The organism is Cellulomonas sp. KU4C (assembly GCF_056868065.1).
Genome location: NZ_CP200322.1, coordinates 1,684,051 through 1,702,306 on the forward strand (window position 1 = coordinate 1,684,051; position 18,256 = coordinate 1,702,306).

An 18,256-nucleotide genomic window follows, 5' to 3' on the forward strand; every position below is an offset into this window, starting at 1 on the left:
CCGGCGCTCCCGGACCCGCCCTCGGCGTGCGTGCGCCTGCCCCCGGGGCGTCAGCCCTGGGTCAGCGGGAACAGCGTCTCGTCGTCCTTGTAGACGTCGGCCGCGTTCTCCTTCGTGACGATCACCGGCGTCAGCAGGTACGACGGGACGACCTTGACCCCGTTGTCGTACGACTCGGTGTCGTTGATCTCCGGCTCCTCGCCCTTCTGGAGCGCCTGGATCTGCTTGATGGTCTGGGCGACCAGCTCGCGGGTGTCCTTGTAGATGGTCGAGTACTGCTCGCCCATCATGATCGACTTCACCGACTCGACCTCGGAGTCCTGGCCGGTGACGACCGGGGTGTCCTTGCCGGCCTGGGCCACGGAGGTCAGCGCCGCGCGGCCGAGGGTGTCGTTCGGGGACAGGACGCCGTGCAGCTCCACGTCGCCGTAGGTGCCGGACAGGATCGTGTCCATGCGCTTCTGCGCGTTCTCGGCCTTCCAGCCCTGGGTCGCGACCTGCTCGAACGACGTCTGGCCGGAGACGACCACGAGGGTGCCGTCGTCGATCTTCGGCTGGAGGACGCTCATCGCGCCGTCGAAGAACGGCGTCGAGTTCGCGTCGTCCGGCGACCCGGCGATCAGCTCGATGTTGTACGGGCCCTCGCCCTTGCGCTCGGCGAGGCCCTGGAGCAGCGCCTCACCCTGCAGGACGCCGACCTGGTAGTTGTCGAACGCCACGTACATGTCGACGGCCTCGGTGTTCTTCACCAGGCGGTCGTACGCGATGATGCTGGCGCCGGAGTCGGCCGCCGCCTCGAGCTGGGAGCCGAGCTGTGAGCCGTCGATGGCGCCGACCACGATCACGCTGGCGCCCTGCTCGGTCATCGCCTGGATCTGGTTCTGCTGCTCAGTGACGCCGCTGTTCGCGAACTGGACGATCGGGTCGAAGCCCGCCTCGGTGAGGCCGTCCTTGAACAGCTGCTCGGCGAGCACCCAGTTCTCGGAGGTCTTCTGCGGCAGGGCCACCCCGATGGTGGCGTCGGCCGCGAAGCCCCCGCCCTCCTCGGAGGTGGAGTCGGTCGGGTCGGTGGTGGACCCGGCGCGCTCGGACGAGCAGCCGGTGAGCAGCAGCGCTCCGGCGGCTCCGGCGGCGACCAGCGCCGCAGTCAGCTTCTTCATGGGTGGTGTCACTCTTCCTGGTCGGGCACCCGCCGTTGGGTGCGGTCGAGCGCCGTGCCGGGGGTCGGCACGGGTCAGAGGGGAGGGGCAGGTCAGCCGCGGGCGAGGGTCTCGTTCTGCGACACGGGCACGGCGCCGGTGCCGGCTCCGCTGTCGTCGCTGCCCGGCAGCTCGGGGCCGCCGCGTCGGGCGCCCTTCATCAGCAGCCCGATGATCGACGGGCGGCCCTGGACCTTGTTGTAGACGTCGAACGCGACGGCGGCGAGCAGCACCAGGCCCTTGATCATCTGGGTGCTGTCGGAGCCGACGCCCATCAGCTGCAGGCCGTTGTTCAGCACCGCCATCACCAGGCCGCCGATCAGCGACCCGACGACCGTGCCCACGCCGCCGGAGACCGCCGCGCCGCCGATGAACACCGCGGCGATGGCGTCGAGCTCCCAGTTGGTGCCGTCGAACGGGCCGGAGGCGGTCGACCGCCCGATGAACACGATCCCGGCGAGCGCGGCCAGCACGGACATGTTCATCATGACGAAGAAGTTCGTCCGCCGGATGTTGACGCCGGACAGCGCCGCCGCGACCTTGTTGCCGCCGACCGCGTAGACGTGCCGGCCGGTGATCGTGCGGCTCGAGATGAACCCGTAGAGCAGCACGAGGACGCCGAGGATCACGCCGGACACCGGGAACGACGTGCCGACGCGACCGCTGCCGAACAGCCACGTCGCGTAGGCGATGACGAGCGCCAGCGCGCCGACCCGGACCACGGACACCCAGGTCTCGACGGGCGTGCCGCCGAGCTTGCGGGCCGAGCGCCGCCGGCGGGTCTCGCCGTAGACGACGCCGGCGATCGCGAGGATCCCGAGCAGCAGCGTCCAGTTGTTCAGGCCGGTCGCGGGGCCCCACTCGGGCAGGTAGCCGGCGCCGAGCGTCTGGATCTCCTCGGGTACGGGGACGGTGTTCGACTTGCCGATGTACTGGTTGGCGCCGCGGAAGAACATCATCCCGGCGAGCGTCGTGATGAACCCGGGGATCCCCACGTACGCGACCCAGAACCCCTGCCAGGCGCCGATCACCGCGCCCACCGCGAGGCCGAGCACGATGCCGAGCCACCAGGGGATCCCCCAGTCGCGGATCGCCAGCGCCACGATGATGCCGACCACCGCCGCGACCGACCCGACCGACAGGTCGATGTGCCCGGCGATGATGACCAGCACCATCCCGATGGCCAGGATCAGCACGTACGAGTTGCCGTTGATGATGTTCTGCGCGTTCGTCGGCGTGAGCACCTTCCCGCCGGTGGCGATCTGGAACACGAGCACGAGCGCGATCAGCGCGAACACCATGCCGAACTGGCGGGCGCCGCCGCCGAACAGCTGCTTGAGAGACGTCATCGTCCGGTCGTCCTTCGCTGGTTCTCGGTCAGGTCGTCAGTTGGTGAGGGCGGGGGAGGTGCCGGTCATCAGCCGCATCAGGGACTCCTGGTCGGCGTGCGCCCGGTCGAGCTCCCCGGTGATCCGGCCCTCGAAGATCGTGTAGATCCGGTCGCACAGGCCGAGCAGCTCGGGGAAGCTCGGAGGAGATGACGACGACGCCCTTGCCCGCGTCGGCCAGGCGCTGCACGAGCCCGTAGATCTCGTACTTCGCGCCGACGTCCACGCCGCGGGTCGGCTCGTCGAGGATCAGCAGGTCCGGCTCGGGGAACATCCACTTGCCGAGCAGCGCCTTCTGCTGGTTGCCGCCGGACAGCTTGGCCACGCCCTGCCGGACCGACGGCGTGCGGATGTTCAGGGACTTCCGGTAGTGCTCGGACGCGAGGAACGCCTTGTCGGTGTCGAGCACCCGGTTCCGCGTGATCCGCCGCAGGTCCGCGGACACGATGGTGTCGAGGATGCTGTCCAGCAGGTTGAGGCCCTGGACCTTGCGGTCCTCGGGGACGTACGCGATGCCGTGGTCGATGGCCTGCTGGACGGTGTGCAGCTCGACCGGGGTGCCGTCGATGAGGATCTCCCCGCGGCGGAACCGCCCGTAGGACCGGCCGAAGACCGACCGCGCGAGCTCGGTGCGCCCGGCGCCCATGATCCCCGCGAACCCGACGATCTCCCCGTGCCGGACCTGGAACGCCGACCCCTTGCAGACCATCCGGCCGGCGACCTGCGGGTGCTCGACCCACCAGTCCCGGACCTCGAAGAACGTCTCGCCGATCTGCGGGGTGTGGTCGGGGAACCGGTGGTCCAGCGACCGGCCGACCATGCCGCGGATGATCCGGTCCTCGTCGACCTCGCCCGCCGCGGCGTCCAGCGTCTCGACGGTCTTCCCGTCCCGGATGATCGTGATCGAGTCGGCGATGGCCGCGATCTCGCCCAGCTTGTGGCTGATCATGATGCTCGTCATGCCCTGTGCCCGCAGGTCGCGCAGCAGGTCCAGCAGGTGCGCGGAGTCCTCCTCGTTGAGCGCCGACGTGGGCTCGTCGAGGATCAGCAGCCGCACGTCCTTGGACAGCGCCCGGGCGATCTCGACGAGCTGCTGCTGGCCGACGCCGATGTTCTTGACGAGCTCGTCGGGGGACAGGGTCAGGTCGACGCGCTTCATCAGCTCCGCGGCGCGCTCGCGGGTGGTGTCCCAGTCGATGCCGAGCGGCCCGGAGAAGCTCGTTGCCGAGGAAGATGTTCTCCGCGATCGACAGCTCCCCGATGAGCGCGAGCTCCTGGTGGATGATGACGATGCCCGCGCGCTCGCTGGACTTGATGTCCTTGAACCGGACCTCTTCGCCGCCGTAGACGATCGCGCCGTCGTAGGTGCCGTGCGGGTAGACGCCGGACAGGATCTTCATCAGCGTCGACTTGCCGGCGCCGTTCTCCCCGCAGATCGCGTGGATCTCGCCCTGACGCACGACCATCCGGACGTCGTCCAGGGCCTTCACGCCCGGGAAGGTCTTGGTGATCGACCTCATCTCGAGGACGACGGGGCTGTCCGCCATCGGTGCTGCTCCCTGTGCCGCGCTGCACGGCCGGCGTCGTCGCCGGTCTTGTCGAGCTCGGTTGGACGCTAGGACCGCCGCGGGCTACGCGTCAACCTCTGAAGGCAACCGGCGTGGTCGGCGTTATCGATTCGCAACCTGGGGGTCGTCGGCGGTCCGGATGTGGTCAAAGCGGGCGGTCGCGGGCGGTTGCCGACAACTTATGAAGGCAAATCCCGGCCGTGGTTGAAGCCGGTCAGCGCGTCGCCCACGCCGGACGGACCGGTCGGGTGGCTCCGGCGATGGCGCCGATGATCTCCTCCGGCGCCGACGTGCCCGCGTCGAACGACCCGTTGTTCCGGCCGTGCCGCAGCACCTCGATCCGGTCCGCGACGGCCCGCAGGTCGGCCAGGTTGTGGCTGATGATGACCACGCCGAGCCCCATCGCCCGCAGCCGCTCGACGAGCATCAGCACCTCGGCGGTCTGCACGACCGACAGCGCGGCCGTCGGCTCGTCGAGCACGAGGATGCGGGGCCGCGTCGTGAGCGTGCGCGCGATGGCGACCGCCTGCCGCTGCCCGCCGGACAGCTCGCGCACCGGCGTCCGCACCGACGGCACGGTGATCGTCAGGTCCCGCAGGATCTGCGCGGACGCCAGCTCCATCCCGTCGATGTCCATCGGGCTGTGCCGCGAGGCGCGCAGCTCGCGGCCGAGGAAGATGTTCGCCGCGACGCTGAGGTTCTCGCACAGCGCGAGGTCCTGGAACACCGTCGAGATGCCGAGCGCGTGCGCGGCCGCGGGGTTCGGGATCGACGCCGGCTCGCCCTCGAGCACCACGGCGCCGCTGTCCGGCTGCAGCACCCCGGAGACGATCTTCGCGAGCGTCGACTTGCCCGCGCCGTTGTCCCCGACCAGCGCCACGACCTCGTGCGCGTGCACCCGCAGGTCCACCTCGGTCAGCGCCTCCACCGCACCGAACCGCTTGGTCACCCGCCGCACGTCGAGCAGCGGCGGGCCGCCCGCCCGGGGTCGGTCCTGCGTCGTCGTCCACTCCACGTCGAGTGCCACGGTCTCAGTCTCCGTCCGGCCGGCCGTGCGGTGACAGGGTCGTCCGGGTGCTCTCCAGGGCGAGGAGCACCGCGCCCATCGCCTCCGCCCGGGGGCCGCAGCCCGCGGCCACCACCTCCAGCGGGGCGATGTGGTTCAGCGGCACCCGCCGCCGGATCGCCTCCCGCATCGGGCCGATCAGCAGCTCCCCGGTCTCCGCGAGCTCCCCGCCGACCACGACGCACTGCGGGTTCACCGCGATCGCCAGCCCCGCGACGACCGCGCCGATCGTGGCGCCGGCGTCCTCGACCACCTGCCGGCAGCCCGGGTCGCCGTCGTTCGCGAGCGCGACGATGTCCCGCAGCGTGAGGCTGCCGCGGCTCGCCCGGAGCACCTCGATCAGCGCGGGCGCGCCCACGACGGTGTTGAGGCAGCCGCGGCTCCCGCACAGGCAGACGACGCCCTGCGCGTCGACCTGGACGTGGCCGATCTCGCCCGCCGTCCCGGCGAAGCCGCGGTGCAGGTTCTTGTTCAGCGACACCCCGGCGCCGGTGCCGTGCGACGCACGGACGTACACGGAGTCCCGGAAGTGCCGGCTCGCGCCCAGGCGGCTCTCCGCCAGCGCCCCCAGGTTCGCGTCGTTGTCCACGAACACCGGCACACCCAGCCGCGTCGCCATCACGGCCGCCACGGGGGAGTCGTCCCAGCCGCGCAGGATCCCCGGGACCGAGACGGTGCCGGTCGTCGCGTCCACCGGGGCGGGCAGGCCGATGCCGATGCCCAGGAAGCTCGGTGAGGTCGGCGCCCACGCGCGCCAGGAGCTCGACGATCAGCAGCGCCGCGCGGTCCAGGCTGGTGTCCGCGCGGTGCTCGTGCGGCAGGGGGAGGGCCTGCTCGACCAGGACCTCGTGCGCCGAGTCCGTCAGGGTGATGCTCATGTGCCGGGTGCCGACGTGGACACCCGCCGCCAGGCCCGTGCGGTGCACCATCGTGACCTGCATGGCGCGGCGGCCGTTGTAGATCGTGGCGCGGACGTCGACCTCGCCGGCCTGCTGGAGCTCGCGGACGATGTTGGACACCGTCGCGGCGGACAGGCCGGTCGTCGCCGCCAGCTCGACCTGGGTCAGGCCGCCGTAACGGCGGATGGTGTCGACGACGGTGGCGCGGTTGGCCTCGCGCAGGGCGGTCTGGGAGCCGGCCATGTGTGCGTGGGCCTCCCGTCTGCGTGCGCCGATGCCTGGAGGGAGGGTACTCCGCGGAGCGCGACGCGGGTCCGCGGGGCTAGGACGTGTCTCCCATCTCTCTGGTGCGCGCAACTCGGGATGGGGTTGGTTGCACCCACCTGGGCCGGCTGGAAGCATCACCGCACATGACCGAGGAAGCGGGCACCAGGGAGTGCATCTTCTGCGCCATCGTCGCGGGCCGGGCGGAAGCCAGCATGGTCCACGAGGACGAGACCGTCGTGGTCTGGATGGACCTGAATCCCGTCACACACGGGCACCTTCTCGTGGTGCCACGGAGGCACGCCGTGGGGCTCGAGGACGTCGATGCGAGCACGAGCGCTCACGTGTGGTCGGTCGGCCACGAGATGGCGAAGGCCCTGCGACGCTCTCGCCTTGCCTGCACGGGAATCAACGTCGTCGTCTGCGACGGCGAAGCCGCCTTCCAGACGGTCTTCCACTTCCACCTGCACGTCATCCCTCGCTACCCAGGCGACGGCGTCGGGGAACCCTTCAAGGTCGAGACGCACGAACGCGCGAAGTCACTGCGTGACAGCGACGCACAAGCGATCAAGGCCGCCATCGCGTCAACGAACGAGGATGTCGCTCCTGTATCCGCGACGAGATGACCCCGCTTTCGTTACGGCGCGCGCAGCCAGGCCAGGATGGCGGCCAGGACGGCGCCGCCGCGGTACGTGACGGCTGAGCTTGTCGTACCGGGTCGCGAGTCCTCGCCAGTGCTTGAGGGCGTTGAAGGACCGTTCGACTACGTTGCGGCCGCGGTAGGCGTCGGGGTCGTAGGTGACCGGTCGACCTCCGCGTGAGCCGCGTCGCTTGCGATGCCCTTGCTGGTCACGCGGCTCGGGGATGACCGCGCGGATCCCGCGTCGGCGCAGCTCGGTGCGGATCGCGCGTGAGGAGTACGCCTTGTCCGCCAGCACCGAGTCCGGGCGGGTGCGCGGACGGCCCGGCCCCAGGCGCGGGACGCGGATCGCGTCGAGCACCGGCAGACACATCGGCGCATCGCCGCCCTGCCCCGGTCCGACCATGACGACCAGCGGGCGCCCGCGCCCGTCGACGGCGTGATGAATCTTGGTGGACAGCCCGCCGCGGGACCGGCCGATCGCGTGGTCAGCCGGCTCGGATATCCGATTCCTGTGATTCGCCGGTTCCCCCTGTGGTGCGGGGCAAGGTCGCGGCGTGCTGGTGGGTCCGGTTGATCGTGGAGTCGATCGACACCGCCCAGTTGATCTGCCCCGCGGCGTCGGCCTGCGCGAGCAACCGGGACAGGACGTTGTCCCAGGTCCCGTCCCTGGAGAACCGCGCGTGGCGCTTCCAAAGCGTCTGCCACGGTCCGAATTCCGCCGGCAGATCCCGCCACGCGACCCCAGTCCGATACCGGTAGAGGATGCCCTCCACCACCTGCCGGTGATCCCGGAAGCGTCGACCAGGCTTGCCCACGTCCGAGGGCAGCAACGGAGCAATCCGGTCCCACTGAGCATCGGTCAACACCACACGACGAGACACCTGCACAGCATCCCGGCCACCACGTCGGACGTTGGGAGACACGCCCTAGCCCTGACCCGCGCCGGCCTCCGATCCCGCCAGCGCCGCCACCCCCGCCCGCAGCACCGCCACGATCCGGTCCGTGTCGTACACCGCCCCGTTCCACGTCCCGCCGCTGACCTCCTGCAACGCCGCCCACAGCCGGGTGTCGTCGGGCAGCAGCGGGTGGGGCGCGAGGTCGGGGTGCGGGGCCCGGGCGGCCAGCACCCGCGCGCCCTCCTCGGGCGTGAGCCGGGTCTCGCCGTCCCCGACGTAGTCGACCGTCCCCTCCAGCCGCGCCACGTCGATCCGGATCTCCACCAGGTCGCCGTCGCGGAGCCGTCCGATCGGCCCGCCCGCGAGCGCCTCGGGGCCGACGTGGCCGAGGCACGCGCCGGTCGAGACGCCGGAGAACCGGGCGTCGGTGACCAGCGAGATCTCCTTGCCGTAGCTGAGGTGCTTGAGCGCGGACGTGACCTGGTAGGTCTCCTCCATGCCGGTGCCGAGGGGGCCGCCGCCCATGAGGACCATGATGTCGCCGGGGACGACCTCGCGTGCCTTGATCGCCTCGATCGCCGCGGCCTCGGAGGTGAACACCCGCGCCGGGCCGAGGTGGTGGAACACGCCGTCGACGACGCGGGACGGGTCGATGGCGGTGGACTTGATGACCGAGCCCTCGGGGGCCAGGTTGCCGACGGGGAACGTCGCGGTGGCGGTGAGCCCCCGGCGCCGTGCCTGGTCGGGGCTCATGATGACGTCGTCCGGCTCGACGCCCTCCTGCTCGCGCAGCAGGGCGTGCATGCGGGCGCGGCGCTCGGACCCGGCCCACCAGTCCAGGACGGTGTCGAGCGTCTCGCCGGTGGCGGTCAGGGCGTCGAGGTGCAGCACGCCGAGCGCGCGCAGGTGCAGCATCACCTCGGGGGTGCCCCCGGCCAGGAACATCCGGACGGTCGGGTGCTGGACCGGCCCGTTGGGCAGCACGCTCACGATGCGGGGCACGGACTTGTTGACCCGCACCCAGTCCTCGACGGTCGGGCGGGGGACACCGGCGGCGTGGGCGATCGCGGGCAGGTGCAGCAGCAGGTTGGTGGACCCGCCGACGGCCGCGTGCACCGCCATCGCGTTCTCGAACGCCTCCGGGGTGAGGATGTCGCGCGTGGTCAGGCCGCGCTCGCGCTGCCGGAGCACGGCCACCGCGGACTGCCGGGCGATCTCCGCCCAGACCTGCTGGCCGGACGGGGCGAGCGCGGAGTGGGGGAGCGCGAGGCCGAGCGCCTCGGCGACCACCTGCGCGGTCCCGGCGGTGCCGAGGAAGTGGCAGCCGCCCCCGGGCGACGCGCAGGCCCGGCAGCCGAGCTCCGCGGCGTCCTCGAGCGCGAGCTCCCCGTTGGCGAACCGCGCGCCGAGGGTCTGCACCCGGGCGAGGTCCTCGCCGCGGACGGGCGGGAGCGTGACGCCGCCGGGGATCAGGACCGTCGGCAGGTCGTGCTGCGAGGCCAGCGCCATCATCGTGGCGGGCAGGCCCTTGTCGCAGGTGGCGACGCCGAGCACCGCCGCCCGGGTGGGCAGCGAGCGGATGAGGCGGCGCATCACCACCGCGGCGTCGTTGCGGTAGGGCAGGGAGTCGAACATCGCGGTGGTGCCCTGCGCCCGGCCGTCGCACTGGTCGCTGACGAACGAGGCGAACGGCAGCGCCCCGGCGTCCGCGAGCGTCTCGGCCGCGGCCCGCACCTGGTCGACCAGCTCGAAGTGCCCGGAGTGCAGCCCGAGCGCGACCGGCTCGCCCGCCTCGGACCGCAGGCCGCCGGCGGTCGACACGATCATCACCTGCGGCCCGAGCATGTTCGCGACGGGCCAGCCCATGCCGGCGTTCTGGGTCATGCCGAAGACGTCGCCGCTGGGCGAGGTGCGCAGCCCCTCGGCGGTGAGCGGCAGCCGGCCCGCGGGCCCCTCGGCGTGGCTGCGCAGCGTGTAGATGCCGTCGTGCGGCTCGAGCAGGGACTCCCAGGACGTCACGGCATCTCCTCGACGGCGGCCATCAGGGCGAGCAGCGCGTCGACCTGGGCGGGGGTGGCGGGCAGGTGCGGGGGCGTGCAGGTGCGGCCGAGCGCGACACCGCGCCGGACCATGCCCTCCTTGAGCAGCGGGAAGAACGGCACGCCGATCGCGTACAGGTCCATCAGGCGGTCGACCTTCCGCTGAGCGACGGCGATCGCCGCGGCGTCCCCGGAGTCGACCGCCCGCAGGTACGCGGCGCTGACCTCCGGGTACAGGTTCGCGAGCCCGCCGATCACCCCCGCACCGCCGGAGGTCACCACGTGGTGCAGGTTCTCGTCGAACCCCGCGAGCACCCGGAAGTCGGGGAACTCGGGCAGCAGCGCGGTCAGCAGGCGGCGGGTGTGGCCGACCTCGAGCACGGTGTCCTTGTAGCCGACGATGTTCGGGTGCCGGCGCAGCAGCCGGCGGACCACGTCCGGGCCGAGGTCGTACCCGGTGCGTGCCGGGAAGTTGTACAGGTAGAGGTCGCCGTCGACCTGCTCGGCGACCGCCGAGTAGTACGCCTCGGTGGCGGCCTCGTCCAGGGCGAAGTAGGACGGGCCGACCACCATGACGGCGGGCGCCCCGGCGTCGAGCGCATACCGGCTGAGCTCGACGGTCTCGTCCAGGCGCGGGCACGCGGTGCCGACGATCAGGTCGGCGCGCGGGCCGACGTGCTGGACGGCGAGGTCGACGAGCGCGCGCTTCTCGTCGGGGCGCAGGGCGAAGAACTCCCCGGTGCTGCCGAGCAGCACGATGCCGTCGACCCCACCCCCGAGCACGTGCTCCCAGACGGCGAGGTTGCCGTCGCGGTCGAGGCTGCCGTCGGGGTGCAGGGCGGTGACGACGGGCGCGTAGGAGCGGGCCACGGCGCTCACCACACCCGGACGCGCGTCGCGCCGGCGTCGAGCCGCGCCAGCGGGCCGGGCGGGTAGGGGGTGCCGGTGACCTTGCGGGTGCCGACCAGGTCCAGGTCCGCGACCAGGGGGGTGCCGTCGGGGTGCTCGAACGTCGCGCCGACGATCCGCACCCGGCCGAGGTCCGCGCCGGTGACGACCGGCACCCGCGGTGCGACGAGCGCGTCCGGGAGGTCGAGCTCGAGGTGCACCTGCGTGCCCTCGTCGACCACGCGGACCGGCGCCGGGCCGGGGGAGACGACGGCGTCGACCTCGTGGGACGCGGGCCGGGCGCCGTCGGCGTAGGCGTTGGACCGCAGCGGCACGGCCTGCCGCTCGTGGTGGAACCGGGAGTGGTCGCCGGACCCGGGGGCGCCGACCCGGTCCAGGTACTCCGCCCACGTCGCGGGCGCTCCCTCGTAGGCGTGCGTGCCGAACGTCTCCGGCGGGTGGCCCTCGAGCACCAGCGGGGCGTCCGGCCCGTACACGCCGCCGCGGGCGCCGACGAACAGGTTGCCCGTCCAGCGGTCGTCGCCGGCGTAGACGAACGCGTAGCCCGCGACCTGGGTGGAGTGCGGCAGGTGGTACGGGGTCGCGCGGTCGAGCACGGGCTGCACCCGGACCGCGCCGAGCACGAGGTTGTGCAGGAACGCCGTGCCCTGGCTGAACAGCTCGACCGCGATCGGCGAGGCCAGCACGTTGTGGTCCACCGTGGTCGGCCCGTGGGCGACCTCGACGAACAGGTCCCGGATGTTCCGGTACAGCAGGTTGCGGCTGACCCGCGTGCCCTGCACCTGCCAGTCGAGCCAGATGCCCAGGGTCGTGTCGTGCACGCGGTTGCGGGTGATCGTGACGTCCAGCGGGGCGTGCAGCTTGATGCCCGCGATCTCGTAGCCCGAGAACTCGTGCCGGGTGCCGATGTGGTGGATGTGGTTGTCCTCGATGGTCGAGAACGCGCAGCCCAGGTGGCCGACGACCCCGTTCTGCCCGCAGTCCCGGATCTCGTTGCGGCGCACGACGTGCGAGCCGACGTGCTCGGCGTCCCAGCCCTGCTGCCGCGCGGTGAACACCGACTCGATCTGGTACTGGTAGCCGGGCTTGTCGCCGCGCTCCGTCGCGAACCCGTCGCCGCTCGCGGCGTTCTTGCCGAGCGAGATCCCGGCGCACCGGGAGTCGCGGACCAGGTTGTCCTCGATGACCCAGCCCTTGGCCCAGTTCGGTCCGACCAGGCCGACCTGGTCGGCGGTCGGCGGCGCCCACGGGGTCGCGGCCTGCGCGAGCTCGAAGCCCCGCACGGTGATGTAGTCCAGGTGGCTGCGTTCGGGGTAGAAGACCGCGGGGCGGACGTTGACCTCGACCACGCCCGTGCCCGGGTCGGCGCCGCCGAAGCCGGCCCAGATGGTCGTGACGTCCTCGCCCACCTCGGCGTACCAGACCAGGTCGGGGTCGCCGTCGTCGACCACGTCGGTGTCCAGCGCGGTCCACTGGTACCGGGTGCGGGCGGGGCGCGCGGGCGGCGCGAGGACCGCGTCCCGGTCGGCGACCTCGCGCAGCGCGCGGCCGTCGAGGTACACCGCGCCGCGGTGGACGACCGGGCCGGGGTGCAGCCAGTCACCCGCGACGGGCTCGTCGAACGGGTTGAGGTCGCCGAACAGGGTGTGCGGCACCTCGGCCCGCCAGACGGCGCCCTCCTCGTGGACCCACCCGGTGACGACCTCCGCGCCCGTGATGACGACGTGCTCGCCCGGTGCGGCCTCGAAGGTGATCCGGCGGTCCTCGCCGGTACCGCCGCGCACGGGGCGCACCCACTCCCGGTAGGTGCCCGCGTGCACCCGCACGGTGTCCCCGGGCAGGGCGGCGCGGGCGCCGCGGTTGATCGTCCGGAACGGGGCGGCGGCGGTGCCGGCGGCCCGGTCTGAGCCGGTCACGGCGACGTGGAACGTGGTCACGGGTGTCCTCCCGGTCGGTGTCCCGGCTGCGGGCCGACGAGGCCTCGGCGCCCCGGCGCAATGCGAAACAGTTTCCGCAGCCGCTCTGCTGCGGCCGACTGTAGAGGCTCGTCGCCCGCTCAGGAAGCCCGTCGCATCGGCGTGGACTCGACTTCCGGGAAGGAAAGTATTTCGCTACGGTGTGCTCATGCCCACCGACCCGCACCGCCGACCCACGCTCGAGCAGGTCGCCGCCGCCGCACGGGTGTCGACGTCGACCGCGTCGAAGGTGCTCAACGGGCGCCCCGGCATCTCGCCGGCGACCCGGCAGCGCGTGGCCGCCGCGATCGAGGACCTGGGCTACGCGCCGACCACCGGCCCTCGCGCCGTCGACGCCCCGCCGCTCGGGGTGGCGGTGGTGTTCCGCACGCTGGCGGACCTGTACGCGATGCGCGTGCTCGAGGGCGTCGTCGCGTCGGCGCGGGAGCAGGGCGTCGAGGTCGTCGTCGACGTGCTCGACGTCCCCGCCCACGGCACCGAGCCGCTGTCGCCCGCCTGGATCCGCCGCCAGGCCGCCGCCGACCGCGCGGGCGTCGTCCTCGTGACCACGCAGCCGACGCCCGAGCAGCACGCCCTGCTGCGGGACCGGGGGGTCGCCACGGTGCACATCGACCCGGTGGACCCGATGGACGACTCGACGGTCTCGGTCGGGTCGACGAACTTCTCCGGCGGGGTCCAGGCCACCCGGCACCTGCTGGACCTCGGGCACCGGCGGATCGCGTTCGCCGGCGGCGCCGAGTCGTTCCTGCCGTCGTCCGAGCGGCTGCAGGGCTACCTCAGCGCGGTGCGTGCCGGGGGCGGGCGGGTCGACGAGTCGCTCGTGCGCTCGCGGGCGCACACGTTCGCCGCCGGGCTCGCGATGGCCGACGAGCTCCTCGACCGGCCGGACCGGCCGACCGCGGTGTTCGCCGCGTCCGACTCGATCGCGCTCGGGGTGCTGGCGTCCGCGCAGCGGCACGGCCTGCGCGTCCCGGAGGACCTGTCCGTCGTCGGCTTCGACGACAGCCCGGCGGCGGCCTCCGCGGCGCCGCCGCTGACCACCGTGCGCCAGCCCGTGGTCGAGATGGGTCGGGTCGCGCTGCGCACGCTGCTCCAGCTGGCGCGCGGCGAGCGCGTGGACTCCCACCACGTCCAGCTGTCGACGACGCTCGTGGTGCGGGAGTCGACGGCGCCGCCGGGGGAGTCCGGGCGGGCGTGACCCTCAGGCGGGCGCCGGGCCGGTGCTCGCGCGGACCGTCAGCGACGTCGCGAGCTCCACGTGCCGGGACGCCGGGCGCCCGCCGTCGGCCATCGCGAGCACCGTCCGGACGGCCATCCGCCCCATGTCCTCGAGGTGCTGGTGCACCGTGGTCAGCGGCGGGGTGGTCCAGGCGGCCTGCGGGGTGTCGTCGAAGCCGGTGACGCTCAGCTGCTCCGGGACCCGGACGCCGAGCGCGTGCGCGGCGGCCAGCACGCCGACGGCGATCTCGTCGTCGCCGGCCATGATCGCCGTCGGCGGCTGCGCGGACGTCAGGAGGTCGTGGGCGTGCCGCGTGCCGGTGGCCACGTCGAACCGGTCCGCCCGGACCAGCGCCGGGTCGACCGCGAGCCCGGCGGCGTCGAGCGCGGCCTGGTAGCCGTAGAGCCGGTCGCGCGCGGCGTCGGAGCCCTCCGGCCCGCCGACCCACGCGATGCGCCGGTGCCCCTGCCCGATCAGGTGCTCGGTCGCCGTGCGCGCGCCGGCCCAGTTGCTCGACCCGACGCTGACCATGTGCTCGTGCCGGGTGTCGACGGGGTCGACCATGACGAAGGGCATCGACGCGTCGCTCGCGGCGCGGATCAGCCCGTCCGGGTACGAGAGCGTCAGCCCGACGATCCCGACCACGCCGGCGGCCCGCTGGTCGGCGACCCACTCGCGCGCGACGGCCCGGTGGGTGCGCGCGGAGCGGTCGGGCGCGAGCCGGGAGAGCAGGTCGACGTGCTCGTCGGTGGCACCGGCGAGGGCGCCCTGGAGCACGCCCAGGATGTACGGCGAGGCGGGGATGTCGAAGACGACCGCGACCGCCCGCCGGTCCGGGCCCGTCGCCGGGGTGGTCGTCGGCCGGTACCCGATCTCCGTGACCGCCGCGAGCACGCGCTCCCGCGTCTCCGCCGAGACGTCGTCGCGCCCGTTCAGCGCCTTGGAGACGGTCGCCTTGGACACGCCTGCGGCTGCGGCGACATCGGCCAGGGTGGGCCGTCGCCGGTCCGCGTCACTCGACATGCTGCTCCTCCTAGCCGAAACATTTTCGAGTCGTGCGCGTGGTTCGTGCCGTCGGCGACGAGTTCACGCCCGACGCTGGACAGACTCCACGCCGCTCCTCTACGTTCGACCCACGATACCCGTTGCGAAACGGTTTCGGACTCGCGAGGGCCGCATCGTCGCTGCCCTGCCGACCACTGGAGGTCTGCGTGACTGTCGACGCACCGGCGTCAACCCTACTGATCGACGGCCGCCCCGCGGCCGACCTGCCGCTGCGGCACGTCTGGAACGCCTGCCTCGGCGCCGGCCGCGCCAACGAGGCGCTCCGCGCCGACTGGCAGGAGCACTTCCGCGAGGCGGTCGACGTGCTCGGGGCCCGCTCCGTGCGGTTCCACGGGATCTTCCACGACGACATGTTCGTCTACCGCACCGCGAACGGCGGCGGGTTCGGCCCGCCCACCCCGCTCGAGAAGCCCGTCCACACGTTCGCGTACGTCGACAAGGTCGTCGACGCGATCCTCGACACCGGCGCCCGCCCGTTCGTCGAGCTCGGCTTCATGCCCCGCGAGCTCGCCCGGGACACCGAGACGCTGTTCTGGTGGAAGGCGCACGGCAGCCCGCCCACCGACATGGGCGCCTGGGTGGACCTGGTCACCGCGACCGTCGAGCACTGGATCGGCCGCTACGGCCTCGACGAGGTGCGCCGCTGGCCGTTCGAGGTCTGGAACGAGCCGAACCTCGTCCCGCACTTCTGGACGGGGACGCGCACCGAGTACTTCCAGCTCTACGAGGCCACCGCGCGGGCGCTCAAGGCCATCGACCCCGGCCTGCGGGTCGGCGGGCCGTCGTCGTCGGTGTTCGTCCCCGACGCCCGGTACGACGGCGAGGTGCACGACCCGTCCGTGGAGGGCGCGACCGCCGAGGCCCCTGACCCCGACGTGCTGCCCTGGAAGCCCGTGTGGGTGCGCGAGCTCATCGCGTACTGCGCCGAGCGCGACCTGCCGCTGGACTTCCTGTCCACCCACCTCTACCCGACGGACTTCGCGTTCGACACCCAGGGCGTCGGCCGCCCGATCAGCCGGTACCGGGACGCCACGCGCGACGACCTGCGGGTGCTGCGCGCGATCCTCGCCGACAGCCCGTACCCCGACGCCGAGGTGCACATCACCGAGTGGTCCACGTCGCCGTCCAGCCGCGACCGGATGCACGACACCCTGTACGCCGCGACGTACATCGTCCGGGCGTTCCTGCAGTGCCACGACCTCGCCGACTCGATCTCCTACTGGACGTTCACCGACGTCTTCGAGGAGGGCGGCGGCGGGATCGGCCCGTTCCACGGCGGGTTCGGGTTCGTCAACGAGCAGGGCATCCACAAGCCCACGTTCCACGCGATGGCCATGCTCAACCGCCTCGGCGGCACCCTCGCCCTCCAGACCGAGCACGGGGTGGTCACCCGCACCGCGGACGACGCCGTCGCCGCCGTGTTCTTCAACTACCCGGAGTCGATGGGCACCCGGTCCGTCGGCAGCGCGAGCAGCCACCTCGACGCGCGCCGGCACGCCCACGAGGGTCCGGCCCGCCGCGTCCGGCACACCGTCGCCGGCCTCCGTCCCGGCGCCGCCTACCAGGTGGAGGTGCTCGACCACGAGCACGGCGACGTCGCGCACGCCTGGCACGAGCGGGGCGAGCCGCTCAACCTGACCCGCCAGGACGTCGCCGAGCTGCGGGAGGTCGCCGACGACCTCGACCGCCGCACGATCGCGGTCGACTCCCGCGGCGTCCTCACGATCGACCTCGACCTGGCGCCCTGGGCCGTGGCCTCCGTCGCGCCCGTCGCCTGACCCCCCACCCCCTGACCCGCACCACCCCGGAAAGGACCTCTCCATGAGGATCACCCGCACGTCCGTCGCCACCGCCGTCGTCGCCGTGTCCGCCCTCACGCTCACCGCCTGCGGCGGGGGCAGCAGCGCCCCCGAGGCGGCCGGCGAGGGCAACAAGCCGGACCAGCTCACCGTCGCCGCGTGGATGGACTTCCCGCAGGACCTCCTCGACTCGTTCGAGGAGGAGTACGGCATCGAGGTCGTGGTCAACTCGTTCCCCGACGGCGCGTCCGCGCAGACCGTCCTGCGCAACGGCCTCGCCTCCGACGGCGCCGGCCTGTCCGACGTCCACCTGGTCGAGCTCGACTGGTGGACGGAGATGATGGCCGTCCCCGAGGACTGGGCCGAGCTGCCCGAGATCCCGGACCGCTGGGTCGACTGGAAGGTCACGCAGGGCTCGGTCGACGGTGTCGTCACCGGGTACGGCACCGACATCGGGCCGCTGGCCATCGCGTTCAACCAGGACATGACCGCCGCCGCGGGGCTGGCCACCGACCCCGCGTCGATGGGGAGCTCATCGGCGGCGACGACGCCACGTGGCAGACCTTCCTCGACGCCGGCCGCGAGTACGTGGCCGTCAGCGACAACTACTTCGTCGACTCGCTGACCAACGCGTTCCAGGCCGCGATCAACCTGCTCCCGGCCGCGTTCGAGGACCCGGAGTCCGGCCTGCCCTACGACCTGGCGGACAACACCGAGGTCGAGGAGCTGTTCGGCATGTTCGCCGACGCGGCCGAGGACGACATCTCCGCGGGCATCGCGATCGGCCACGCCGACTGGGGCGCCGGGTTCCAGAACCAGCAGTGGGCGACCGTCGTCACCCCCGCCTGGATGACCGGGATCATCGCCGAGAACGCCGTCGGCGTGGACGGCTGGCGGATCGCCAGCACGTTCCCCGAGGGCGGCGGCAACTGGGGCGGCTCGTTCTTCGCCGTGCCCGCCACCGGCGAGAACACCGCCTGGGCCACCACGCTCGCGGACTACCTGACCTCCCCGGACGCCGCGATCGACTGGTTCAACACGACCGGCCAGTTCCCGTCGCAGCTCGAGGCGATGTCCGCGCCCGAGATCGCCGAGGCGCAGAACCCGTTCTACGGCGACCAGCAGGTCGGGCAGATCTACGGCGAGCTCGCGGCCGCCGCCGGGGACGCCGCCGCCGGCGGGTACCGCGGGGAGAACTTCGCCGGCATCCAGACGCTCGTCACCGACGGCATCCGGCTCGTCGAGTCGGACAGCGCCACCGCGCAGGAGGCCTGGGACACCGTCGTGAGCAACTTCGAGGCCCTCGGCTTCGAGACCGCGAGCTGA

The 18,256-nt window shown here is 72.6% G+C and carries 14 protein-coding genes and 3 pseudogenes; 5 read left to right on the forward strand and 12 right to left on the reverse strand.

The window, feature by feature from the left end; all coding sequences use genetic code 11:
- Positions 1–50: 50 nt before the first annotated feature.
- From AC1VL8_RS08025 to AC1VL8_RS08055, 7 genes and pseudogenes are all read right to left on the reverse strand, one after another.
- A complete protein-coding gene (locus AC1VL8_RS08025) occupies positions 51–1,160 on the reverse strand; it encodes a substrate-binding domain-containing protein (protein WP_483074802.1) in 1,110 nt (369 codons plus the stop codon).
- Positions 1,161–1,252: 92 nt separating this feature from the next.
- Positions 1,253–2,548 carry a multiple monosaccharide ABC transporter permease gene (gene mmsB / locus AC1VL8_RS08030; protein WP_483074803.1) on the reverse strand — a complete coding sequence of 432 codons (1,296 nt, stop codon included), beginning with the start codon at positions 2,546–2,548 and terminating at the stop codon, positions 1,253–1,255.
- A 28-nt stretch (positions 2,549–2,576) separates the two neighbouring features.
- Positions 2,577–3,548 carry an ATP-binding cassette domain-containing protein gene (locus AC1VL8_RS08035; protein ID WP_483076209.1) on the reverse strand — a complete coding sequence of 324 codons (972 nt, stop codon included), beginning with the start codon at positions 3,546–3,548 and terminating at the stop codon, positions 2,577–2,579.
- Positions 3,549–3,671: 123 nt separating this feature from the next.
- A pseudogene (locus AC1VL8_RS08040) lies at positions 3,672–4,134 on the reverse strand (ATP-binding cassette domain-containing protein); the annotation flags it as partial.
- Positions 4,135–4,369: 235 nt separating this feature from the next.
- Positions 4,370–5,182, reverse strand: coding sequence for an ATP-binding cassette domain-containing protein (locus tag AC1VL8_RS08045; protein WP_389225471.1), 813 nt, complete (start codon positions 5,180–5,182; stop codon positions 4,370–4,372).
- Positions 5,183–5,186: 4 nt separating this feature from the next.
- Positions 5,187–5,915 carry an ROK family protein gene (locus AC1VL8_RS08050; protein WP_483074804.1) on the reverse strand — a complete coding sequence of 243 codons (729 nt, stop codon included), beginning with the start codon at positions 5,913–5,915 and terminating at the stop codon, positions 5,187–5,189.
- Between the two features lie 310 nt (positions 5,916–6,225).
- A pseudogene (locus AC1VL8_RS08055) lies at positions 6,226–6,522 on the reverse strand (hypothetical protein); the annotation flags it as partial.
- 8 nt (positions 6,523–6,530) lie between these two features.
- On the opposite strand from AC1VL8_RS08055, the gene AC1VL8_RS08060 reads away from it, so the two are divergent.
- Positions 6,531–7,010 carry an HIT family protein gene (locus AC1VL8_RS08060; protein ID WP_483074805.1) on the forward strand — a complete coding sequence of 160 codons (480 nt, stop codon included), beginning with the start codon at positions 6,531–6,533 and terminating at the stop codon, positions 7,008–7,010.
- An 11-nt stretch (positions 7,011–7,021) separates the two neighbouring features.
- Here the strand turns inward: AC1VL8_RS08060 and AC1VL8_RS08065 are convergent.
- The 4 genes and pseudogenes from AC1VL8_RS08065 to AC1VL8_RS08080 all read right to left on the reverse strand — a co-directional run bounded on the left by AC1VL8_RS08065 (position 7,022) and on the right by AC1VL8_RS08080 (position 12,808).
- Positions 7,022–7,908: pseudogene (locus tag AC1VL8_RS08065) on the reverse strand (IS5 family transposase).
- A 45-nt stretch (positions 7,909–7,953) separates the two neighbouring features.
- Complete coding sequence (locus tag AC1VL8_RS08070; protein WP_483074806.1) at positions 7,954–9,942, reverse strand: YjhG/YagF family D-xylonate dehydratase; 1,989 nt, start codon at positions 9,940–9,942, stop codon at positions 7,954–7,956.
- Positions 9,939–10,832: a dihydrodipicolinate synthase family protein gene (locus AC1VL8_RS08075; protein WP_483074807.1), complete on the reverse strand. Its 894-nt coding sequence runs from the start codon at positions 10,830–10,832 to the stop codon at positions 9,939–9,941. The genes AC1VL8_RS08070 and AC1VL8_RS08075 overlap by 4 nt, the downstream gene beginning before the upstream one ends.
- Positions 10,833–10,837: 5 nt before the next feature.
- Positions 10,838–12,808 carry a right-handed parallel beta-helix repeat-containing protein gene (locus AC1VL8_RS08080; protein ID WP_483074808.1) on the reverse strand — a complete coding sequence of 657 codons (1,971 nt, stop codon included), beginning with the start codon at positions 12,806–12,808 and terminating at the stop codon, positions 10,838–10,840.
- A gap of 187 nt (positions 12,809–12,995) precedes the next feature.
- Between AC1VL8_RS08080 and AC1VL8_RS08085 the strand changes: the two genes are divergently transcribed.
- On the forward strand, positions 12,996–14,045 hold the full coding sequence (locus AC1VL8_RS08085; protein WP_483074809.1) for a LacI family DNA-binding transcriptional regulator: 1,050 nt from the start codon (positions 12,996–12,998) through the stop codon (positions 14,043–14,045).
- 3 nt (positions 14,046–14,048) lie between these two features.
- Here the strand turns inward: AC1VL8_RS08085 and AC1VL8_RS08090 are convergent, their stop codons facing one another.
- Positions 14,049–15,089: a LacI family DNA-binding transcriptional regulator gene (locus AC1VL8_RS08090; protein WP_389225500.1), complete on the reverse strand. Its 1,041-nt coding sequence runs from the start codon at positions 15,087–15,089 to the stop codon at positions 14,049–14,051.
- A gap of 188 nt (positions 15,090–15,277) precedes the next feature.
- Here AC1VL8_RS08090 and AC1VL8_RS08095 point away from each other — a divergent pair, with 188 nt between their 5' ends.
- From AC1VL8_RS08095 to AC1VL8_RS08105, 3 genes are read left to right on the forward strand one after another with little or no spacing between them, the layout of a single operon-like run.
- Positions 15,278–16,909, forward strand: a complete 1,632-nt coding sequence (locus AC1VL8_RS08095; RefSeq protein WP_483074810.1) for a GH39 family glycosyl hydrolase — start codon at positions 15,278–15,280, stop codon at positions 16,907–16,909.
- A gap of 43 nt (positions 16,910–16,952) precedes the next feature.
- Entirely contained in the window at positions 16,953–17,555 is a 603-nt protein-coding gene (locus tag AC1VL8_RS08100) for a hypothetical protein (protein WP_483074811.1), read from the forward strand.
- On the forward strand, positions 17,519–18,256 hold the full coding sequence (locus AC1VL8_RS08105) for an extracellular solute-binding protein (protein ID WP_483074812.1): 738 nt from the start codon (positions 17,519–17,521) through the stop codon (positions 18,254–18,256). Before AC1VL8_RS08100 ends, AC1VL8_RS08105 begins: the two co-directional genes overlap by 37 nt.